The 21,581-nt window shown below is 36.9% G+C and carries 18 protein-coding genes and 1 tRNA gene; 13 read left to right on the forward strand and 6 right to left on the reverse strand.

What is annotated here, in order from left to right:
* Positions 1 to 168 precede the first annotated feature (168 nt).
* The 10 genes from amaB to DRF59_RS11085 all read left to right on the forward strand — a co-directional run bounded on the left by amaB (position 169) and on the right by DRF59_RS11085 (position 11,789).
* Positions 169 to 1,719 carry an L-piperidine-6-carboxylate dehydrogenase gene (gene amaB, locus DRF59_RS11040; protein ID WP_115959632.1) on the forward strand — a complete coding sequence of 517 codons (1,551 nt, stop codon included), beginning with the start codon at positions 169 to 171 and terminating at the stop codon, positions 1,717 to 1,719.
* A 111-nt stretch (positions 1,720 to 1,830) separates the two neighbouring features.
* Positions 1,831 to 3,156, forward strand: a complete 1,326-nt coding sequence (gene lat, locus DRF59_RS11045; protein WP_115959634.1) for an L-lysine 6-transaminase — start codon at positions 1,831 to 1,833, stop codon at positions 3,154 to 3,156.
* 62 nt (positions 3,157 to 3,218) lie between these two features.
* A complete protein-coding gene (locus DRF59_RS11050; protein ID WP_115959636.1) occupies positions 3,219 to 3,449 on the forward strand; it encodes a DUF2007 domain-containing protein in 231 nt (76 codons plus the stop codon).
* Between the two features lie 265 nt (positions 3,450 to 3,714).
* Positions 3,715 to 4,227: a GNAT family N-acetyltransferase gene (locus DRF59_RS11055; RefSeq protein WP_115959638.1), complete on the forward strand. Its 513-nt coding sequence runs from the start codon at positions 3,715 to 3,717 to the stop codon at positions 4,225 to 4,227.
* A 116-nt stretch (positions 4,228 to 4,343) separates the two neighbouring features.
* The gene (locus tag DRF59_RS11060; protein ID WP_115959640.1) at positions 4,344 to 4,799 is read left to right on the forward strand and encodes a P-loop NTPase family protein; all 456 of its coding nucleotides are present in this window, start codon (positions 4,344 to 4,346) and stop codon (positions 4,797 to 4,799) included.
* Between the two features lies 1 nt (position 4,800).
* A complete protein-coding gene (locus DRF59_RS11065) occupies positions 4,801 to 5,985 on the forward strand; it encodes an efflux RND transporter periplasmic adaptor subunit (RefSeq protein WP_115959642.1) in 1,185 nt (394 codons plus the stop codon).
* Positions 5,985 to 9,131, forward strand: coding sequence for an efflux RND transporter permease subunit (locus tag DRF59_RS11070; RefSeq protein ID WP_115959644.1), 3,147 nt, complete (start codon positions 5,985 to 5,987; stop codon positions 9,129 to 9,131). The genes DRF59_RS11065 and DRF59_RS11070 overlap by 1 nt, the downstream gene beginning before the upstream one ends.
* 89 nt (positions 9,132 to 9,220) lie before the next feature.
* A complete protein-coding gene (locus DRF59_RS11075) occupies positions 9,221 to 10,636 on the forward strand; it encodes a TolC family protein (RefSeq protein WP_115959646.1) in 1,416 nt (471 codons plus the stop codon).
* 182 nt (positions 10,637 to 10,818) lie between these two features.
* A complete protein-coding gene (locus tag DRF59_RS11080) occupies positions 10,819 to 11,307 on the forward strand; it encodes a GNAT family N-acetyltransferase (RefSeq protein WP_115959648.1) in 489 nt (162 codons plus the stop codon).
* Between the two features lie 2 nt (positions 11,308 to 11,309).
* Positions 11,310 to 11,789, forward strand: coding sequence for a MarR family winged helix-turn-helix transcriptional regulator (locus tag DRF59_RS11085; protein WP_115959650.1), 480 nt, complete (start codon positions 11,310 to 11,312; stop codon positions 11,787 to 11,789).
* A 521-nt stretch (positions 11,790 to 12,310) separates the two neighbouring features.
* Here DRF59_RS11085 and DRF59_RS11090 read toward each other — a convergent pair.
* Together DRF59_RS11090 and DRF59_RS11095 are read right to left on the reverse strand one after the other, a co-directional pair.
* Positions 12,311 to 12,697, reverse strand: a complete 387-nt coding sequence (locus DRF59_RS11090) for a calponin homology domain-containing protein (protein WP_115959652.1) — start codon at positions 12,695 to 12,697, stop codon at positions 12,311 to 12,313.
* 133 nt (positions 12,698 to 12,830) lie between these two features.
* Positions 12,831 to 15,440, reverse strand: coding sequence for a TonB-dependent receptor (locus DRF59_RS11095; RefSeq protein ID WP_115959654.1), 2,610 nt, complete (start codon positions 15,438 to 15,440; stop codon positions 12,831 to 12,833).
* A 221-nt stretch (positions 15,441 to 15,661) separates the two neighbouring features.
* Between DRF59_RS11095 and DRF59_RS11100 the strand changes: the two genes are divergently transcribed.
* From DRF59_RS11100 to DRF59_RS21105, 3 genes are all read left to right on the forward strand, one after another.
* A tRNA-Ala gene (locus tag DRF59_RS11100) sits at positions 15,662 to 15,735 on the forward strand.
* A gap of 267 nt (positions 15,736 to 16,002) precedes the next feature.
* A complete protein-coding gene (locus DRF59_RS21100) occupies positions 16,003 to 16,440 on the forward strand; it encodes an Arm DNA-binding domain-containing protein (protein ID WP_241505547.1) in 438 nt (145 codons plus the stop codon).
* Entirely contained in the window at positions 16,437 to 17,111 is a 675-nt protein-coding gene (locus tag DRF59_RS21105) for a site-specific integrase (RefSeq protein WP_241505571.1), read from the forward strand. Before DRF59_RS21100 ends, DRF59_RS21105 begins: the two co-directional genes overlap by 4 nt.
* A 603-nt stretch (positions 17,112 to 17,714) precedes the next feature.
* On the opposite strand, the gene DRF59_RS11115 is transcribed toward DRF59_RS21105, so the two are convergent.
* From DRF59_RS11115 to DRF59_RS11130, 4 genes are all read right to left on the reverse strand, one after another.
* Entirely contained in the window at positions 17,715 to 17,984 is a 270-nt protein-coding gene (locus DRF59_RS11115) for a helix-turn-helix domain-containing protein (protein ID WP_115959656.1), read from the reverse strand.
* 577 nt (positions 17,985 to 18,561) lie between these two features.
* Positions 18,562 to 19,383, reverse strand: coding sequence for a hypothetical protein (locus DRF59_RS11120; protein ID WP_115959658.1), 822 nt, complete (start codon positions 19,381 to 19,383; stop codon positions 18,562 to 18,564).
* Between the two features lie 66 nt (positions 19,384 to 19,449).
* Positions 19,450 to 20,244, reverse strand: coding sequence for a helix-turn-helix domain-containing protein (locus tag DRF59_RS11125; RefSeq protein ID WP_115959660.1), 795 nt, complete (start codon positions 20,242 to 20,244; stop codon positions 19,450 to 19,452).
* Positions 20,245 to 20,734: 490 nt separating this feature from the next.
* Positions 20,735 to 21,484, reverse strand: a complete 750-nt coding sequence (locus DRF59_RS11130) for an SDR family NAD(P)-dependent oxidoreductase (protein ID WP_115959662.1) — start codon at positions 21,482 to 21,484, stop codon at positions 20,735 to 20,737.
* Positions 21,485 to 21,581: the final 97 nt, after the last annotated feature.

Here is a 21,581-nt window from a genome sequence, read left to right on the forward strand (position 1 = left end):
AACTTTGAATTATTTTCTTGTGAATTTTCCATTGGTGATTATCAAAAAGATTATGCTGCAAAGATAAGCATGTTTGTAATTAGTCCAAATAAAAAGCAATCTAAAAAATTAAAGTTTTGAGGTTCACATAATATTTTTATCTTTAGAGAGAACGAAAAGTAAGATTTTATGTCAAAAAAAGTAAAGGATTTCGGAATCGAAAAAACACTCAAAAACCTAGGTATTAAAGAAGAAAATAAAGGGACTTCAGTGGGCGGAAAATATTTCGCTTCAGGAAAGACGATAGAAAGCATCTCTCCTGTAGACGGTAAATTGATCGCAAAAGTAAAGACTTCCGGAGAAAGTGATTATGACAAAGTAATTGAAAGTGCCCAGAAGGCATTTCAGGAATTCAGGCTTATTCCTGCCCCTAAAAGAGGAGAGATCGTAAGGCAGCTGGGCCTGAAGCTAAGAGAATATAAAGAGGATCTTGGAAAGCTTGTTTCTTATGAAATGGGTAAATCATTACAGGAGGGCCTTGGGGAGGTACAGGAAATGATTGATATCTGTGATTTTGCTGTGGGACTGTCAAGACAACTACAGGGATATACCATGCATTCCGAAAGACCGGGACACAGAATGTATGAGCAGTATCATCCTCTTGGAGTAGTAGGAATTATTACGGCATTTAATTTTCCGGTTGCGGTGTGGTCCTGGAATACTGCCCTGGCCTGGATCTGTGGTAATGTTACGATCTGGAAGCCATCTGAAAAAACACCACTTTGTGCTATTGCCTGTCAGAATATTATGAATGAAGTTTTAAAAGAAAATAATCTTTCAGAAGGTATTTCAAGTGTATTGGTAGCAGACCATGAGATCGGACAGAAACTGGTAGATGATAAAAGGGTAGCGCTGGTTTCTTTTACAGGATCTACAAGAGTAGGAAGGATGGTTTCATCCAAAGTAGCTGAAAGATTTGGAAAATCAATCCTGGAGCTTGGAGGAAACAATGCAATTATCATTACTAAAGAAGCGGATCTGAATATGTCAATCATTGGAGCTGTTTTCGGAGCAGTAGGAACTGCGGGACAAAGATGTACTTCGACAAGAAGGCTTATCATCCATGAAAGCGTATATGATGAAGTAAAGTCAAGGCTGGTAAAAGCTTACGGGCAATTGAAAATAGGAAATCCTTTAGACGAAAGGAATCATGTAGGACCATTGATTGATACGGATGCTGTAAACCAGTATGAAGAAGCAATTAAAAAGTGTAAAAAGGAAGGTGGAAAATTTGTTGTTGAAGGAGGTGTTTTATCTGGAAAAGAATATGAATCAGGCTGCTATGTGAAACCTTGCGTTGCAGAAGTCAAAAATTCTTATGAAATCGTTCAGCATGAAACTTTTGCTCCTATTTTGTATCTGATTAAATATAAGACACTGGAAGAGGCAATTGCAATTCAGAACGATGTGCCACAGGGTCTTTCTTCTGCGATCATGACCCAAAACCTGAGAGAAGCAGAATTATTCCTTTCCCATGCAGGATCAGACTGTGGTATTGCCAATGTAAATATCGGAACATCAGGAGCAGAAATCGGAGGTGCTTTTGGCGGTGAGAAAGAAACCGGCGGAGGAAGAGAGTCCGGATCTGATGCATGGAAGTATTATATGAGAAGGCAAACCAATACTATAAATTATACAACGCAACTTCCTTTAGCACAAGGAATTAAATTTGATTTATAAAAGCTTTAGTTAAAGCACTTAAAAACAATAAAAATTAATAACCTGAATAATTAAATCTTCTTTCTCTGAATCACTTAATTATTCATTTATTAAATCACACAACAATTTATTATGGAACAAACATTAGATATAAAAGCAAACAAAGTAAAAGAAACAGTAGGAAAACACGTTTTGGCAGATGGCTTCGATTTCGTGATGGATATTGAAAAATCTCACGGTTCATGGTTATATGACAAGCTGAGTGACAGAGAGTATCTGGATATGTTCTCTATGTTTGCCTCAGCCTCCATAGGATATAATCACCCTTATCTTGTAGAAAGATCAGAGTGGTTAGGCAGAATGGCAGTTAACAAGCCAACTCTGGCAGATGTATATTCAGAAGAATATGCTCATTTCCTTGAAGTATTTGAAAGAGTGGTGATTCCTGAAGAATTACAGTATGCTTTCTTTATCGAAGGCGGGACTTTAGGCGTTGAGAATGCAATGAAGGCATGTTTTGACTGGAAGACCCGTAAAAATTTCGCAAAAGGACTTCAGACTGAAGCCGGTATCTGTATTCATTTCAGACAGGCTTTCCATGGAAGAAGCGGATATACCTTAAGTCTGACCAATACTTCAGACCCAAGGAAATACCAGTACTTTCCAATGTTCAACTGGCCAAGAATCCTGAATCCGAAATTAACCTTCCCGATCACCGAAGAAAACCTGGAAGAAACCATTAAGAATGAAAAACTGGCTTTATTGCAGATTGAAGAAGCCATCCTGATGAACCCTGATAAAGTGGCCTGTATCATCATTGAACCTATCCAGGCAGAGGGAGGTGATAATCACTTCAGGGATGAATTCCTGTCAGGATTACGGAATCTTTGTGATCAAAATGAAATCTTACTTATTTTTGATGAAGTTCAGACCGGCATCGGAATCACCGGAAAAATGTGGGCATTCCAGCATTTTACAGCAAAACCTGATATCATTTCTTTTGGTAAAAAAGCGCAGGTTTGCGGAGTATTGGCAAACAAGGAGAAGTTTGATGAAGTTCCGAATAATGTATTCAGGGAAAGTTCAAGAATCAATTCTACTTTCGGCGGTAACTTTATTGATATGCTGCGTTTCCAGCTGGTAATGGAAGTGATTGAAAAAGAAAACCTCGTTGAAAATGCAAGAGTGGTAGGAGACTTCTTGTTAGAAAGTCTTAAGGTGCTTGCCGAAAAGTATCCTGAAAAAATTTCAAACGCAAGAGGAAGAGGTCTGATGTGTGCTATAGATCTTCCATCCGCAGCAGACCGAAACAAGATGATGAATGAGTTATTCAAAGACGGTCTGATAATTCTTCCGTGTGGTGACCAATCTTTACGTTTCCGGCCACATTTAAATGTTTCTAAAGAAGAAATTCAACTGGCTTTAGACAAAATAGAAAATAATATTAATAAAATTTAAAACCAAAGATTTGTAATTTTCAAAAAATCATTGTATATTTAGGTACTCAAACAATATAGAATATGGAAAGAAGTACGAGAGTATCGGTTTATGAAAGTGATAACCCTTCAGAAATTCAGTTGGTTAAGTCTAAATTGGATGATGCACAAATTACAAACACAGTTGAAAATAATTATCTGACATTTACTACAACTCCTACAGCAACTTCGCTCAAGGTAATGGTAGATCTGGAAGATGAAAAAAAAGCATTTGAAATTATTGATGCTTACCTTCAACAGAGTGAAAATCAATAAAACAATTTCATAATTTTAAATTTTACTACTTCGAACCGAAAATTAATTTTAATTAGTTTTCGGTTTTTTGATTAAAAAAAAATCAAGTTTTAAGGCTTAGGTGATTATTGGTTTTTAGATCCATGAAGGTATTACCGATCAAATGCTCAATAGAAACAATACCGGACAGCAAGTACTCAGAGAATGTATTGTAAAAGCATATAACAAAATCTAATACACCTATAATTTCTTAATCTGCTAATTTTAATAAAAATATAAACGAACAATGAATCCGGAAATTAAACTAAGAAAAGCGGAAATTAAAGACAAAGACATCATTTGGGGAATTATTCAACAATCTATTGAAAGAAGAAGACAGGACGGAAGTACACAATGGCAGAATGGTTATCCTAACCCTGATACAGTGGAAAGTGATATCGCAAAAGATTTTGGATTCGTTCTTACTGTAAATAATGAAATTGCGGTATATGCTGCATTGATTTTAAATGATGAGCCTGCTTATAGTACTATTGAAGGGGCATGGTTAAGTAACGGCGAGTTTGTAGTAGTTCACAGGGTCGCTGTAGATGAAAAATTTGCAGGTCAGGGTATGGTGAAAAAATTGTTTGACCATATTGAAGATTTTACCCGGTCTCATGGAATCCAAAGTATAAAAGTAGATACCAATCATGATAATATGGCGATGCTGAAGATCCTGGAAGGAAAAGGATATTCTTATTGTGGAGAAGTTCTTCTCAGGGATGGGATGAGAAAAGCTTTTGAGAAGATTATAATTTGAGTAAAAAGTTAAATCGGTTTTCATTGAATTTTTAAAACACAGCATATTTATAATCTCTATCAGCTTTGTTCGTTTGGTTCCGAACTAATTTCTACTTTTGTTCAAATTTTTATATTATGCACCAAAGTATAGAAATTGATGAGAAAATCTTTCAGGATGCCGTAAAGTTTTATGGTACTGTTTTCAATTTGCCTCCGTTAGCATCAAAAATCTACGCTTACCTTCTTTTTGATTATGAAAAGGTGGGAATTACTTTTGACGAGTTTGTTGAAGTACTTTCAGCAAGTAAAAGTTCTGTTTCTACCAGTATCTCTTTGCTGCTTAACGCACAGCTTATCATTGACCATAATAAAATGGATGAACGGAAACGGTATTTTTTCATTAATGATGAATACAAGAAAATAAGATTCGAAAAAATAGTTCAGAAGATGAAGGACGAATTAAAATTATTAGATGATTTAAACAATTTTAAAAAAAGTAACGACGATGGATACAACGAAAGAATAGAACATTACAAAACACTCTTAAATAAAAACATAGAAAATATTCAGGAATCTCTTAATAAACTATAAAATGAATAATAAGCTAGTTATACTTTCTATTGCAGCGTTTTCACTGACAGCCTGCAAAAAAGAAGCTCCAAAACAGGATGGTGCAAAGCCTTATCCTGTTGTTTCTGTGGAGTCTAAAAATATAGTAGGTTATCAGACGTTTCCGGCTACCATACAAGGTAGGGTAAACAATGATGTGCGTGCAAAAATACAGGGTTATATTACTGAACTATTGGTAGATGAGGGACAGTATGTTACTAAAGGACAGCCTTTATTCCGTTTGGAAACAAATATTCTGAATGAAAATGCTGCAGCATCAAAAGCAGGAATAGGTGCTGCTGAATCCAGTGTAGCTGCGGCTCAGGCTTCTGTGAATGCAGCGCAGGTAGAAGTTAACAAATTGAAACCTCTGGTTCAGAAAAATATTATAAGTAATGTTCAGTTACAAACTGCCCAGGCAAATCTGGCCCAGGCCCAGGCTCAGTTACAGCAGGCCATTGCTGCTAAAAGACAGGCTGTTGCCAATTATAAAGGGGTGGAAGCAAATATTGAATATTCCATTATCCGTGCTCCTATTTCAGGAGTGGTAGGGAAGCTTCCATTGAAAGTTGGGAGTTTGGTAGGACCATCAGACCAGACGCCTCTGACAACAATTTCTGATACTTCTCAGGTGTTTGCCTATTTTGCCATGAATGAAAAAGAATATTTTGATTTCCTTGAGAAAGTTCCGGGCAGTTCCATGCCGGAGAAAATAAAAAATCTTCCAATGGTTGAACTGCAGCTGGCAAATGGGAGCCTTTATCCTGAAAAAGGGAAAATTGAAGCCATTACCGGCCAGATTGACCCAACAACAGGAACCATTCAGTTCAGGGTAGGGTTTACGAATGCACAAAAACTTTTAAGTAACGGAAACAGTGGGACCATCAGATTCCCGCAACGGTATGATAATGTACTTGTTGTTCCTGAAAGTGCAACGTATGAACAACAGGGAATTGTTTATGTTTACAAAGTGGAAAAAGATACTGCCAAGAATGTTGTCATTGACGTGATTGACAGAATTGACAATATGGCTCTTGTTAAATCAGGAGTAAACAAAGGTGAAACGGTAATTGCAGCCGGTATCGGAGGTCTGAAACCAGGAACTGCAGTGAAGCCGAAACCGATCAAAATGGATAGTCTTGTTCAATCAATAAAACCGAAATTCTAATGATAAAAAACTTTATTAACAGACCGGTTTTATCTACCGTAATCTCAATTTTGATTGTGATTCTCGGGGTTTTAGGACTTGTCTCGTTACCGGTTACACAGTATCCGGACATTGCGCCTCCTACAGTCAGTGTTACAGCCAATTATACAGGAGCGAATGCGGAAACTGTTATGAAAAGTGTTGTAGTTCCTCTGGAAGAACAGATCAATGGGGTGGAAGGAATGGATTATATCACTTCTTCCGCAGGAAATGACGGATCTGCCAATATTCAGGTTTTCTTTAAACAGGGTATAGATCCTGATATTGCTGCGGTAAACGTACAGAACCGTGTGGCAAGAGCTACACCTTTGCTTCCTTCCGAAGTAACCCGTTCAGGGGTAGTAACCCAAAAGCAGCAGACAAGTGCCCTGATGTATATGTCTTTCTATTCCGAAAATAAGGACCTGGATGACGTATATCTTCAGAACTTTTTGAATATCAATATTATTCCCAATCTGAAAAGGGTAAATGGTGTAGGAGATGCCAACGTATTCGGGGGTAAGAATTATTCTATGAGAATCTGGCTGGATCCGGCAAAAATGGCGGCTTACGGTGTTACTCCCACAGATGTTACCAATGCCATCAATGAGCAGAGTAGAGAGGCAGCAGCAGGTTCTATCGGACAAAACAGCGGAAGCTCATTTGAATACATTATTAAATATGTAGGTAAATTCAACGATAAGGGGCAATATGATAATATCATCATTAAAGCTCTTAATGACGGGCAGAATCTTATGTTAAAAGATGTTGCCAAAGTAGAACTGGCAGGTCAGTCTTACAGTGGAATCGGAGAAAATGGAAACAACCCTTCCATCAGTATGGGGATTTTCCAGACACCGGGATCCAATGCTCAGGAGATTATTAAGAATATCAAAGCTTATCTGAAGTCGGCAGAAAGTACATTTCCGCAGGGAATTAAATATACATTTAACTTTGATACAAATGAATTCCTTGATGCTTCTATTGAAAAAGTGGTACATACCCTGATCGAAGCATTCATCCTGGTGTTTATTGTTGTGTATATCTTCCTTCAGGATTTCAGATCTACACTGATTCCGGCGATTGCTGTTCCGGTATCTATTGTAGGAGCCTTTTTCTTCTTGAATTTATTCGGGTACTCTCTGAATCTCTTAACTTTATTCGCCCTGGTACTGGCAATCGGTATTGTGGTGGATGATGCTATCGTAGTCGTCGAGGCCGTCCATGCAAAGATGGAACACGGTATTTCTGATGCTAAAAAAGCTACAGTAGAAGCGATGGACGAAATTACAGGTGCAATTATTTCAATTACTTTGGTAATGGCATCGGTATTTATTCCGGTAACATTCATTAAAGGACCTACGGGAGTATTCTATCAACAATTTGGTATTACTCTGATTGTTGCCATCGTAATTTCTGCGATCAACGCATTGACCTTGAGTCCGGTTTTATGTTCATTATTCCTAAAACCCCATGCTGAGCATCATCAGGAATATCAGAAGTTGAATTTCCTACAGAAGTTTTTCTATAAATTTAATATTGCCTTTAAAACAACAACAGACCGTTACGGTAGAGGATTTGTGTTTTTATTGAGACACAAGTGGGTCACCCTGGTTATTTTTGCGGTGACAGGCGGTATCTTATATTGGGCCAGTGGTACGATGAAAAAAGGATTTGTACCTACAGAAGACAGGGGAATTATCTTTACGGATGTACAGCTTCCTCCGGGAGCCTCTATGGAAAGAACATACAATGTATTGAAAACCCTTCAGGCTAATGCAATGAAAGTTCCGGGTGTACAAAATGTAACAATTTCTACCGGTAGAGGATTCTTATCAGGAAACGGTAGTAATAACGGTCTTGCCTTTATCAAACTGAAGCCATTTGAAGAAAGAAAAAAAGACGGCCAGACTTCTGAAGATATTACGAAGAAACTATTTGGCATTTCAGGAGCTGTTCCGGATGCGAAAGTAGTATTCTTCCAGCCGCCGAGTGTACCTGGTTTTGGTAGTAGTGCCGGTTTTGAGATGGTATTACTGGATAAATCGGGTGGTGAATATGCAGATCTTGATGCTAAAACAAATGACTTTATCGGTAAATTGATGCAGAGACCCGAAATTGAATTTGCCCAGACTTCATTCAATACAAGATATCCTCAATATCAAATGGAAATTAATGTTCCTTTAGCTAAACAGCTTGGGGTTTCGGTAAGTGACATTCTTGCAACCATGCAGGGATATATCGGAGGAATCTATACGGCAGATTTTACAAAGTATGGTAAACAGTTCAGGGTAATGGTTCAGGCTCTTCCTGATAACAGAAAAAGTATTGACAACCTGAATGAGCTGTATGTAAGAACAGGTTCCGGAATCATGTCTCCGATCTCCCAGTTTGTGACTTTGACAAAAGCATACGGACCACAGTCTGTAAGCCGTTATAACCTGTTTACTTCTGTGAAGATTACAGGAGCTAACTCTGCCGGGTTCAGTACCGGAGATGCGATTGCTGCGGTACAACAGGTGGCTGGTGAAACATTGAACCAGAATTACGCAGTTGAATTTACCGGATTATCCCGGGAAGAATTAGCTTCAGGATCTCAGACATTATTGATTTTTGCATTAAGTTTAATCTTCGTATACTTTATTCTTTCTGCACAGTATGAGAGTTATATTCTTCCTCTGATTGTGGTAATTTCTCTTCCTTTAGGGGTAATGGGAGCCTATTTCGGGCAGAAGATTATGGGATTGGAGAACAACATCTATTTCCAGATTGCACTGATCATGCTTGTGGGATTACTCGCGAAGAATGCTATTCTAATTGTAGAATTTGCAATTCAGAGAAGGCACCACGGGGAAACCATTGTTATGGCAGCGATCAATGCTGCAAAAGCAAGACTAAGACCGATCCTGATGACTTCATTTGCTTTCATCTTCGGATTATTGCCGTTGGTTCTTGCAAGCGGAATTGGAGCTGTAGGGAACAGGTCAATTGCTACCGGTGCAGCGATCGGATTGTTGATAGGAACTATATTAGGACTTTTTGTAATTCCGGTACTGTTTGTAATTTTTGAAACATTACAAGAGAAGATCAAGCCTATAAAAAAAGAAGATATCAGTTTAGCAGAGTAAAATTAATTAGAGAAGCAGGGATAAGAGGCAGAATTCTGATGCTCTGTTCCTGACTTCCAATTTCTAATTTCTAACTTCAATTTTAAATAATGAAGAGTTTATTAAACATCATAAAAGGAATCACTTTTTCAGTTTTCATGCTGGGAGCTATTACATCCTGTATGGCCCGTAAAGAATATGAAAGACCGAAAAACGTTGTTGACGAAAAGCTTTTCCGTACTGATATGCTTCCTTCGGACAGTACAAATGTAGCCAATGTATCCTGGAAAGAGATTTTTACTGATCCGATTCTCCAGGGACATATATCCAAAGCTTTAGACAACAATCTTGATATCAGAATTGCATTGCAGAGTATCACTTCTGCAGAAGCTTATCTGAAACAGAGCAAGGCAGCCTATCTGCCGACTCTTTCTGTAGGTCCGAATTATACCTTCCAGACGCAGTCGATTAACACACAATTTGGACAGATCATAGGGGAAAGACGATATGTTAACCAATTTGATATTACAGCAAGCCTTGGCTGGGAAGCAGACTTGTGGGGGAAATTAAAGGCACAGGAAAAGGCACAGCTGGCAACCTATCTGGGGACCGTTGCCGCTCATAAAGAGGTAAAAAGCAGTCTTGTTGCTTCCATAGCTTCAGCATATTATCAGCTGTTAACCTTTGATGCCCAGAAAAGGATTATCACTGAAACAATTGCCGTACGTGAGAAGAACTTAGAAACGACAAAAGCTCTGAAGACTTCCGGGACTGTAACTGAAGTAGCGGTACAGCAAAGTGAAGCACTGGTTTTCAATGCTAAATCTTTATTGATTGATATTGATACCCAGATCCAGTTGCTTGAGAATACAATGAGCCTGTTAATGGGAGAGCCTTCTCATTCGATCGAAAGATCTACTTTAGAGGGACAAAAGCTTCCGATTGACCTAAAGCTTGGATATCCTACCCAGTTATTGGCTAATCGCCCAGATGTAATGAGGGCAGAATATAACCTGATGAATGCTTTTGAACTGACCAATGCAGCAAAGGCCCAGTTTTATCCTACTTTGAAAATTACCGGAAGCGGTGGGGTTCAGTCAGTAGATATTGACCACCTGTTCAGTGTCAATTCATTGTTTGCCAATGTTGTTGCAGGATTGGCTCAGCCAATCTTAAATAAGAGACAAATCAAAACAAATTATGATGTGAGTCTTGCAAACCAGGAAACAGCCTACCTGAATTTTAGGAAAACAGTACTTACTGCCGGAAAAGAAGTTTCGGATGCGATCAGGGTTTTCTCTGTTCAGGATTCTTTTATTGAATTGAAGCAAAAAGAACTTGATGCCTACAAAAAATCTGTGGATTATTCCCAGGAATTGGTCAACTATGGTATGGCTAACTATCTTGAAGTATTGAATGCAAGTGTGAATTCATTGAATGCAGAACTCAACATTTCCAATGCTCAATACAGTAAAATGAAAGCTGCTGTAGAGCTTTATCAGGCTTTAGGTGGAGGCTGGAAATAAATCCTTTACCAGATACATTATATCAGCGTATGTCAGTACTGGCATACGCTTTTTGTTGTTTAAAGGTCATTAATTGACTTTTTCCGGTTTGAAATAACAGTGTTTTAATATTTGTTAAAATGAATTTTTTATTTGTATATATGTATTTAACTACGTAGTTTTATACTTTAAAATAAAGCGTAATGAAAATACAGATTCAACCTATAGGAAATGCATATGCGGAGCAGGCTATTGATCTGATCCTGACCATTCAACAAAAAGAATTTAATATTCCGATCACAATACAGGATCAGCCGGATCTTCTACAGATTGAAAATTTTTATACACAAGCCGGAGGTAACTTCTGGGGTGCTTTTGTGGATGGTGAAATGATAGGTACTATTGCGTTGGTGAAGTTTGATGATAGGGCAGGAGCGATCAGAAAAATGTTTGTAAAGAAGGAATTCAGGGGAAAAGAATTTAATATTGCCCAGATGTTACTGGAAAAGTTAATCTCTTTCTGCAATGATAACGGAATTGATGACATTTATCTGGGTACTATAACAGTATTGAAAGCAGCGCAGCGTTTTTATGAGCGGAACCATTTTGTGAAGATCGAAAAAGATAATCTTCCCGCTAAATTTCCTCTGATGAGTGCCGATGATATTTTTTACCATTTAAATATTGACTGAAAATGAATGTAATCAACGAAGCAGGAATTCTTGCCATATCCACCAGGCTGCACCGCCTCAGTGAACAATTGAGAAAAGACGGCGCATTGATTTATAAAGCATTCGGTATTGATTTCGAACTTAAATGGTTTCCCGTGATCTTTACTATATATAAAAAGGAAGTAGCCGGTGTTGTGGAAATTGCCAATGAGATCGGATATACTCATCCTTCCACAATTGCTTTGCTCAAAGAGCTTGAAAGACTGGAACTGATACAATGGGAAAAAGATAAACAGGATGAACGGAAAAGACTGTTTAAGCTGACTTCAAAAGGTAATGAACTCATTGATAAAATGAAACCTGTCTGGGAGCTGATGGCTCAGGTCTTAGGTGATATTGCAGACAATAAAAACAATCTGCTGGCTGCCATTGATGAAGCGGAAGAAAAAATTGCCAATCAGTCTTTTTATCAGAGAGCGTTGCAGGTGAAGAACTCGAAGTAATTAAATTATTTGCTTTTAAGAACAGTTATATCGTGAATATAACTGTTTTTTGTTATATCTAATTCATTTATGCTATAAATTGAGTGGAGTTGACCTTTTTATTTAACCATAAAAAATAATATTCTTAATAAAAATTATACTTTAATTTATTTTGTTTAGAACATTTTTTTTTGACCCTAAAAAATTCTATCTGTATTTTTTTATGTTATTCAATTTTTTTAAAATTATTATTAAACGCAAATCTTTTACATGTTAAAAAAACAACTGAATTTTATTGTTTTGTAAAAATGTTTTCTTTTAAAATGTTGATAATCAGTATATGTTATATTAGAATAAGGATTGGATTTGAAGCTAGCCTTACAACTCATTCCATAAACAATTTTATTCCATTGATTCTTTCTGCTTTTACCTGCTAACCGGCTGAACCGAAAACCAGAACTAGAAACTGAATATTAATTTTTGAAAGATAGTGATTGTCCTTGTAACTAGTTTCTTGGTTTTGGAGTAACATCCAATAACTATTAACTAATAATTTCAATTATTTTTGGTAAATCTATTTTTTTTAAATACTGTTTTTCATCTTCGGTGAGAATATCTGTTCCAAGGGCAATTTCTTCCCACGCTTTTTTATCCTGTCGGTAAAGTGCAAACTCAATGGCTTCAATTTTTGGCTTTTTATTGAGTCCAAGCATTCTCAAATCTATTCGTTGTCCTTCTTTAATTTCGCCTTCTATAATCTGTCCTATTAAGAAAAACTTTCTCACTGTAATTTGCAAAACATGGTTGAGTTTGAATTGTGCCACACATAAATGATGCCAGCTATATCCGCAATACCTGCATTGTTTTGCATATGGGGAAAGAGTGGGTTTATTACATTTTGGGCAATTATTTTCAGGGATTTCAGCCATAATTTATATCGCTCTATTTTTCAAATTTCATCTATTGTTTGCTCTAATTTATTATTATTTTTCAGAATATCTAGTAAAATAAAAACCCGCCAGATTGGCGGGTTTGTTTGGTTTATATCTGAATGATTTTGTATTAAAATCTCAGAGTCGCTGCAACAGACCAGGTTCTTCCAAAACCAAGGAATCCTGTATTACCATCAGCGATACCCTGATACACTCTGCCAGCTTCCTGGTAAGTTTTTCCGGCATCCGGACCATTAGCAATTTTATCACCGGCAAAAATATTTGAGCTCAGTTCAGAGATATAATATTTGTTGAATAAATTATATACATTAGCTCTTAATGTCAGTGAGCTTTTCTGGCCAATTATAAACTTGTAAGAGGCTCCTACATCAAATAAATGATAGCTTGGTAATTTTACAATTCCTTTTTCTCTTGCCGCTTCTGTAAGGAAGTTGATCGGGTTGAATTGTGCATATAATTTGTCATAATATTCCCAGTTGGCATCAATGCTGAACGCTTTGGTAATATTATAGTCAGCCCCGATACTGGCTGTTGTTTGAGCAGCATCTCCAACCTTCAGATCTTTGATATTGATCGTCCCGGTTGCACCGGAAACCTCCTGGTTATTCTGAACATCGATGATGTTAAAACTTGCGTTACCTTTATATTTCCAGTTCCCTAATGATACCATTCCTCTAAGTCTGAGGTTGGCAAAAGGTCTTGCCTTTGCTTCCAATTCAATTCCCTGGTGTACCTGACCTACATTTAATGCGTTGTAGAAATAGGCATTTCCAAGCTGCAACTGTGAGAAGTTGGCTACATCAGCAGCCCCGGCATTGAATGTTCTTGAAATAAACCGGTCATCCCACTGCGTTCTGTAAGCATTGATGTTCACATCCACATAACGGGATTTGAAACCGTATCCCAACTCTACAGAGAAGATTCTTTCATTCTTGGCATCATTATAAATATTCTGGTTTGAAGGGAATAAAGCATTGAACAATGGCTGTCTTGAAATAACCCCTGTGTTGAAAAATACATTATGATGCTCATCTATATTATAATTGGCACCTCCCTTTACAATATAACCTGTTTTATGATACCATTTGGTTTCCTGGTTTCCGGGAGTATACAGCATATAATCTTTTCTCTTATAGTATTGTTCAGAAACAGATCCCTGCACAGATGCACTGAGTTTTTCAGAGCTGTATTCAACCATTCCGTACATACCGGCCCATTTTACAAAGCCTTCGTTGTGGATGGATACTTTCTGGGCATTATTAAGCTTGGTAAGTGGTTCCGGTTTTACCGTGCGGTCAATATAATAGCCTTTAGGTGCATTTGCTGTACTGGAAACAAATAATGCATCTGATCCCAGCATATCGGTAACAATGTCATAAAGTGCTCCTTTATACGTTTTAAGATCAATCCCTCCGTTAAAGGTCCAGTTGTTTTTCTTGTAATTAAGATCTGCGATAGCACCATACCAGTCATGAGCATTGATGCTCTGTTTTCTCACAATACCGGTTGACCCGTTAAGAGTGGCTACATATCGTCCGTTATAATCGGCAGGAGAACCTGCAGGTGCAGTAAAGGTTGACTTCTGGAACGTATTTCCGTTATAGTCTGTTACCATTCCTCCCTGGTTATACCGGTAGATCATATCCCAGTTGATAGTACCGTCTCCGCCCGGGCCGTAGTTCATGAAATTCATGGTTTGCCCGTTAGCATTTTTTACAGAACCATTAAGTCCGGTACCGCCACCACCGCGGCCCCATGAGCCATAAACAACTGTTGATAATTTCAGGTTATCATTAATATTCCAGTCCCAGTTAAGAGAGGCAATAGGCTTATGATAGAAGTTAGGTGCCAGATTGAACTGGGAGCCATTCAGCATTCCTGTTTGTGGATTGTATCTTCTTCCATAAATATCCAGCTGTCTTAGCGTAGCCACATTTGCCCCGGTAGCAGAAGATCTTCTTGTGTCATGTACCTGTGGTGCTCCGGTTGCAATTAAATTGAATGCATGTTTTTCATTCGGCTTAAATCCTGTAGAGAAAAACCAGGAATATCCTTCTCCCTTTGTTCCGTTGATATATCCATCACCCTGCCAGCGGGAAAGCAATACAGTGGTTCCCCATTTATTTTTTAATCCGGAAGAGTACATTGCTGATAACCTGGAATAGTTATCGTTACCTGCCTCAGCTTTGATCATTGCTTTTTGTTCGGAATCGGTAGCTTTGGTTACAATATTGATGGTTCCACCTACAGACGGAACTACGAATTTGGAAGCCCCCAAACCTCTCTGGATCTGGATAGAGCTTGCAATATCTGCCAGGCCGGTCCAGTTAGACCAGTAAACAGTACCTCCCTGCATGTCATTTACCGGCTGCCCGTTGATAATAACCGCAATATTAGCTCCGTCAAAACCTCTCATGTTGATTCTGCTGTCTCCGAATCCGCCACCTACTTTGGTAACGTATACGGATGGAGTAGACTTCATAATTTCAGGAAATTCCCTGTTTCCCAGTTTTTCCTGAATTTCTGCTGCCTTAATAGTGGAAACGGCAACAGGAGTTTTTCTCTCTTTGGCAGTCTGGGAAAGGTTTCTTCCCACCAACATCACCTCATCAATAGATTTGGACTTTTCTAGTGAATCCTTCGTACTCTGTCCGTAATATAAGGCAGCCGTAGGTAAAACAAGCGCTATAAATAGACGCTTTTTAAAAATAATGCTCATGAAATAAACTAGCGTTTTTGAATTTAAGGCTGCAAAGATCACTATTTATTTTTGAATAGGGTATTAAATTTTGATTATATTTAGAGACATAATAATTATTTTATTTCTATGTTTTATCTACATGTTTCCTTTTGAAAAGGTTTTTATGTAGTCTGCTAATAAAAAAACAGAAAAAAAATTTGCATATATCATTTAAATACTTACTTTTGTACCGCTTAAACGGGGGATTGGCGCAGTTGGCTAGCGCGTTTGACTGGCAGTCAAAAGGTCACGGGTTCGAATCCCGTATTCTCCACAGAGTGTGAATTATAAAATCTTCAAATCGCGCTAAAAGCTGATTAATCCTGCAAAATTTAAATTTTGCAGGATTCTTTTTGCAACGAGAAATCGCAAATTTTTCAAATAAACTCGTAAAGTTTGTGGCAAAATCGTGGCAATTTTCAGTTCAAAAAAAATCGATAAAATTATATTTAAGTATTTGATATACAATATGTAAACCTCTTTAACAACTTGTTTAACAGAAGCTTTATTTCGACTTTTATAACCCTTAAAACGTTGAATTATGTTAGAACAAAGTTATGGGCTCTTTTATTTTTTAAAAAGTGCAAAGAGCAGCACCTGCACTGTGTATGTCAGAATTACAGTCAATGGCATATCAAAAGAAGCGTCAACCAAAAGAAAGTGGGATCTTTCCCGCTGCGATCAAAAAGAAGATAAAGCGATCGGAACGAAAGAAGACGCAAAGACCTTAAACAGCTTCCTTGAATCTTTAACCACTGAGATCAATAGCTTTAAAACGGAACTACTAAATAAAGGTCTTCCTCTCTCATCAGTTGATCTCATCAATTTTGTAAATGGTCGTTCATTGAAGAGAAACAATGTTCTTCAGGAATTTCAAGAACATAACGAAGAAATAAAAGCGTTAGTTAAGAAAAAAGAATATTCAAGGGAACACATACACGTTACGTCACTGCAAGATCTCACGTTGGCGATTTTATAAAAGTCCAATATGGGCGGGATGATATTGAATTTAGTGCACTGAATTATGAGTTTGCTAAAAATTACTACATGTATTTAAGAACGGTTCGGAATTGTTCAAATAATATGGCAATTAAATACATAAGTAATTTCAAAAAAATCATTCTTAGAGCCGTTGCCAAAGATCTCATCACTAAAGATCCTTTCAAACTTTTTATCGGAAAAAAAACGAAAGTGAGAAAGCAGCCTTTGACACGATTGGAACTTAAGAGACTTGGGGATTTTGTTTTTGATTCTGATAGGCTAGATGTAGTAAGAGATATATTTATCTTTCAATGTTACACTGGACTAGCTTACATCGATGTTTATCAACTCAAGTGGGAGGATATTAAGGATGGTAACGACGGTGGGCTATGGATTATGAGTAGCCGTCAGAAATCGAAATCTCAAACAGATATTCCCTTGCTGCCTAAGGCTGTTGAGATTATGGCAAAATATAAAAACGATCCGATTTGTATCCAGCGAAGAAGTGTTCTACCTGTACGTTCTAATCAGAAGATGAATGAATACTTAAAAGAGATTACTGAAGTATGTGAAATTTCGACAAAACTCAACACACACAAAGCGCGTAGAACTTTTGCACAGTCACACTTAATAATGGTGTTCCTATTCATGTTGTTAAGGAAATGTTAGGTCATTATTCTGTGAAGCAGACAGAAGAATATGCTATAACTGAACAAGAGGCTATTGGTAGAGAGATGAAAGAATTGGAACTAAGATTAAAGAATGATAGTAGTAATGTTCAAAGTGAAGCCCTTGAGAAAATGATTGAGGAACTTGAGTCTGAACTATATTCATTAGTTAAGATGGAAGTGTTCAATAATGATACATGTTTTCAGACTAATATAGTCAAGATCCAATCTATCCTTAATAGAATGAGACATGCTATTTAACGAATTAAATAATATATCGGCATCAATATATTGCTATTGAGGCCGACATATTCAGACAATTTTGAACTTAATTATTTTTACAATGCTACGAAACCCCGGATGGTACGAAGGTTTATATTCAATATAGCCCAAATCTTGTAATTGTTGAAAATATTTATGATAGGTAGGAAAAGTGGCAATATGGGAAAGTTTCATTAACTTACTTCTACTGACCCGCACTATTTCCTTTTCGTTCTGCCGATAGGCAAGCTGTACAATCGCATAAATAAGGGATATATGCCAGACATTTATACGAGGATCCTTAGTGACTTTTGACATGTAATCCAGCCAACTCTGTTTAAGATCAACGTTCATCTTCAAAAAGATTAATTAAGTCAGTCTTATTATAGTAATAAGATCCCATTATCTTTTTGTGTCTGATCTTTCCGGAGATCCTGAAATTTTGAAGGGTTGCAGGAGAAATATCCATCAATTTCCTGATTTTTTTACTGCGTAGCCATTCAAATTGACTGTCTATTTCATTTTCATTATCCTTAGCATTCATTAAAAGTTCTACATCCTGAACGATTTGGGATCGTAGCACCTCAAGGTCTTGTCTAGTTATTGGTTCCATAATTCAAAAATTTATGGACCAAAAAAACGAAAGACGAATAAAAAGAGAAGAAATACAAGATTCGGTGACTTTATTTGTCCTATTTTGTCCTATTGATAAACAGATTGTTATGATATTCAGTTGTTTTTATTTGAAAATTTATTAATCTATAGATAATAGAGAGGGAGGGATTCGAACTGTTAATTGTAATTGTCTGAACGATTGAGCTTTAACTAGCGGGTGTTTTTTTATTGCCACGAATTTGCCACGACCAATCAGTTTGAACAAGTCCAACCTCGGTCTTACTTTCCTCATCTATTTTTTATCTGCAAAAGTCTTTAACTGTTTTATAAAGAACACTTTAGTTTCGTTAAACAAATATAGTAAAATATATAATTCAAAGACTTTCTCAATTGGTATTTTAAAAGTGTTATTTATACTTAGTTATCTTTTAGAAATTTGCCTTTACTTAGTAGAAAAGCTTAAAACACACTTTATCAACTTTTTCCTTCTCATAGATTTCCCTTTAAAGTGTTGCGAAGGAAAGCTTGCTTTCGGCCGATTACTTTTATTTGTAAAGTAAATCAGCTAACAAAAGTTACCTAACCTTCAGTTTCCAGGTTTGTTGTACATTGCCTTTGTTTCTTAGTAATTCTATTTGTTCTGCTGATGCAACGCCAAGCAGATGGGCTAGACTGCTGAACTTTTCAAATTCAGGCTCATATTTATCTTCGATAATAAAACCATTATCATAAAAAAATTGCTCAGCCTGATCGAATGAATCAAAGTAATTTTCATTGACATTCTTTGATTTGAAAAAACGTTCCCACTTTTGATCCTTATCGCTCCCAACTTCCCCGGTTTCATGCTTAATGTATACATCAGCGGTCACCCAGGTTCCACCATTTTTTTCCAGAACAGAATATATACTTTTCAAGATCCTACACTGTTCAGTTTCGGTATAATACATAAGCAATCCTTCATTGACAATTAAAAGTTCGCATTCTTCGATTCTATTGTTGTCTAGTTTGAAAACATCTAGTTCCTGAAATTTAAGAGTATTGGGAATAGGGGAGTCCAGATGTTGTAGAATGTCCATTTTTACATTCATAATCGACTGAAGATCGGTATCGAAGTATATCTTTCCGGGATTCTTTCGTACATATTCCAACCCCCTCAGTGAAAAGCCGGATGACAATTCAAGCACAGCAGGAGAGTCGTTTTTTTCGAGGTAAAAGTCTAGGGAAAGGTAGCGCATTTCAAAATGGAGTACACTTGCCCAAAAGCCAAAATCTGAACGCAATTCCTGCGGAACACAGATGCCAAAATAGTTTGCAACTTCTTTCGCATACGGAATGGTAGTTGTTTCGGATTTAAATAGTAACAGCTCTCTCGCTGTATCAGTTACTTTCTCTAACATATCGGTCTATTTTATTTTGCAAAATAACAGCAACGAATTGAGCTAAAATTGTAAAAAATAGACCTGCTACTTCTTAATAAACTCGTTCCCCAGTTTATTGGGCTTTCTCAAGAATATATTGGGTCTTAATCTTAAGATTTTTCGAAAGCTTAGTAAGAAATGGGATTCATCATAAAACAGATCATAGAGTTCATGTTTATTTTCCGACTGGCTATTTCTAACGTATAAGTTATATATCTCCTGAAAACGAATAATGGAAGCATATTGTTTGGGGGTAATGCCGGTTTGTGATTTAAAGAGTTTATTAAGTTGGCGCTGTGAAATGTCCATGTCCGCAAAAAGATCTTTAATTAAAATGCAGCCTTTGTGAGCATTTATCTGATCGCAAATCTGTACAACGCGATTATCCGGTTTATAGTTTATTCTTTCCTCCAACAGTTTCGTGAGTTCTGTGACCGACTCCTGAATATTGCCTGAAAAAGAGGTCAAGGCTTCTGTACCATCAAGCTTTTTTTTAGAGATTGAAACTACCTTATTGATGTAATTTGGAAGATCATTTCCGCCCATTGAATAATAACCGTAAGGTTTAAAACTGATTCCTATAGAACTTACGGGAACATCACCTTTAAGCAGAATCTTTGTGGTGTGCTGACCGACAAGATGTAGGTCATATCTTGAATGATAAAAGGATTGATTTTGGATAACATGTTGATATTCCCCAATATAATTCCATATCAGAATCCAGCGTCCTGAAGGAATAATAGCAGCTTGTTCACCATAGTCCATATGGTTGGGGCTTTCGAATGACCAAATTGATTCCACATAAGGGATTAAATTCTCAGGTATTGGATAATATTGCATTCAATCGGCTTAAAAATTTAATTTTCGAAGATGTGTACAATCTATATAAAACGACCTTTAAATGCTACAATAACGATCTAAGATCAACTACACCTAATAAATATCTAATTTATTAAAAAAAATCTTTTTTTTGCAGCTCTTTTTAACCCCCGTTTTTATATGAGTAAGTAGTATTTGAAGCTTTTTAAATTAATATTAAAGTTATGGATTTACAAACAATACTATTCAATAAGCTTAACTGGTTGAAAAATGAATTGGAATGTCTTTAATTTGAAATATGATCATCGCGAAACTTGGGTATTAAAATATTGCAATATGATTAATGATGAAAAATTACTGCTAGAGCATGGGTAGGGTATTTTTTGTTATTCATGTATCTATATTTTATTGCCCGAAGCTTAGAAGTCATTTTGTGAATAGATTACTTATTTGCTAAAACAAAGGACAAGCTTATTAAAAAACTTGTCCTCTCAGAGTGTAATGAAATTACTTATGCAGAAATTCCACCATCAATTTTAAAGCTGCTACCTGTAATATATCCTGCTTCATCTCCTGCGAGGAAATTAACTAAAGCTGCTACTTCCTCTGGAAGTGCAAAGCGCTTTAGCGGAATAGAATCCATAAGATACTGACGTATATTTTCATCAGCATTAATCAGCATATCTGTTTCCGTAGCTCCCGGCTCTACACTGTTCACTGTAATTTTTCTGGGTGCGAGATCCCATGCAAGACCTCTGGTATAAGCGGAAACAGCGGCTTTTGTGGCTATGTAATCACACATACCTGGACTACCAATCCTGATTCCGCCAACGGAAGCAATGTTGATGATTCTTCCACCGTCAGGCATATATTTCTGTGCTGTTCTAACGGCTTCGGCAACAGAATGAATATTTACATCGATCTGGTTATTGTATGCTTCTGCTCGTTCGCTTGCAGTTTCAATCGGACCATATACGGCTACAGCAGCATTATTCACCAATATGTCGATCCTGCTAAATGCTGCTACAGTTTCTTCGATGGCACTTTTTACAGCACCTTGAATTGCTCCGTTTGCTTTTATTGCTAATGCTGTTCCTCCGGCCCCAACAATATCAGATACGATTTGCTGAGCATTGTTTTCTGAGTTTAGATAAGTGAAAGCCACCATTGCCCCTTCTTTTGCAAGGCGTTCTACGATTGCTTTTCCCATTCCGCGACTTCCTCCGGTAACGAAAGCTATTTTTCCTTTTAATGTTGACATTTTATGTAATTTTTATTTTAAAGTTCGTTAATATAAGTTTATAGATTAATGTATGTAGCATTGATTATGTATAATTTCTAAGACTTTATTGAAGCTT

It is taken from the genome of Chryseobacterium flavum (assembly GCF_003385595.1).
GTDB lineage: Bacteria > Bacteroidota > Bacteroidia > Flavobacteriales > Weeksellaceae > Chryseobacterium > Chryseobacterium flavum.

What these genes read in the sequence shown, in the direction of transcription:
- DRF59_RS11065 (WP_115959642.1), top strand. Translation starts at nt 4,801, where the DNA reads ATGAATAATAAGCTAGTTATACTTTCTATTGCAGCGTTTTCACTGACA.
- DRF59_RS11115 (WP_115959656.1), bottom strand. Translation starts at nt 17,984, where the DNA reads ATGGAACCAATAACTAGACAAGACCTTGAGGTGCTACGATCCCAAATC.
- DRF59_RS11060 (WP_115959640.1), top strand. Translation starts at nt 4,344, where the DNA reads ATGCACCAAAGTATAGAAATTGATGAGAAAATCTTTCAGGATGCCGTA.
- DRF59_RS11070 (WP_115959644.1), top strand. Translation starts at nt 5,985, where the DNA reads ATGATAAAAAACTTTATTAACAGACCGGTTTTATCTACCGTAATCTCA.
- lat (WP_115959634.1), top strand. Translation starts at nt 1,831, where the DNA reads ATGGAACAAACATTAGATATAAAAGCAAACAAAGTAAAAGAAACAGTA.
- DRF59_RS11085 (WP_115959650.1), top strand. Translation starts at nt 11,310, where the DNA reads ATGAATGTAATCAACGAAGCAGGAATTCTTGCCATATCCACCAGGCTG.
- DRF59_RS11090 (WP_115959652.1), bottom strand. Translation starts at nt 12,697, where the DNA reads ATGGCTGAAATCCCTGAAAATAATTGCCCAAAATGTAATAAACCCACT.
- DRF59_RS11095 (WP_115959654.1), bottom strand. Translation starts at nt 15,440, where the DNA reads ATGAGCATTATTTTTAAAAAGCGTCTATTTATAGCGCTTGTTTTACCT.
- DRF59_RS21100 (WP_241505547.1), top strand. Translation starts at nt 16,003, where the DNA reads ATGTTAGAACAAAGTTATGGGCTCTTTTATTTTTTAAAAAGTGCAAAG.
- DRF59_RS11050 (WP_115959636.1), top strand. Translation starts at nt 3,219, where the DNA reads ATGGAAAGAAGTACGAGAGTATCGGTTTATGAAAGTGATAACCCTTCA.
- DRF59_RS11130 (WP_115959662.1), bottom strand. Translation starts at nt 21,484, where the DNA reads ATGTCAACATTAAAAGGAAAAATAGCTTTCGTTACCGGAGGAAGTCGC.
- DRF59_RS11055 (WP_115959638.1), top strand. Translation starts at nt 3,715, where the DNA reads ATGAATCCGGAAATTAAACTAAGAAAAGCGGAAATTAAAGACAAAGAC.
- amaB (WP_115959632.1), top strand. Translation starts at nt 169, where the DNA reads ATGTCAAAAAAAGTAAAGGATTTCGGAATCGAAAAAACACTCAAAAAC.
- DRF59_RS11075 (WP_115959646.1), top strand. Translation starts at nt 9,221, where the DNA reads ATGAAGAGTTTATTAAACATCATAAAAGGAATCACTTTTTCAGTTTTC.
- DRF59_RS11125 (WP_115959660.1), bottom strand. Translation starts at nt 20,244, where the DNA reads ATGCAATATTATCCAATACCTGAGAATTTAATCCCTTATGTGGAATCA.
- DRF59_RS11120 (WP_115959658.1), bottom strand. Translation starts at nt 19,383, where the DNA reads ATGTTAGAGAAAGTAACTGATACAGCGAGAGAGCTGTTACTATTTAAA.
- DRF59_RS11080 (WP_115959648.1), top strand. Translation starts at nt 10,819, where the DNA reads ATGAAAATACAGATTCAACCTATAGGAAATGCATATGCGGAGCAGGCT.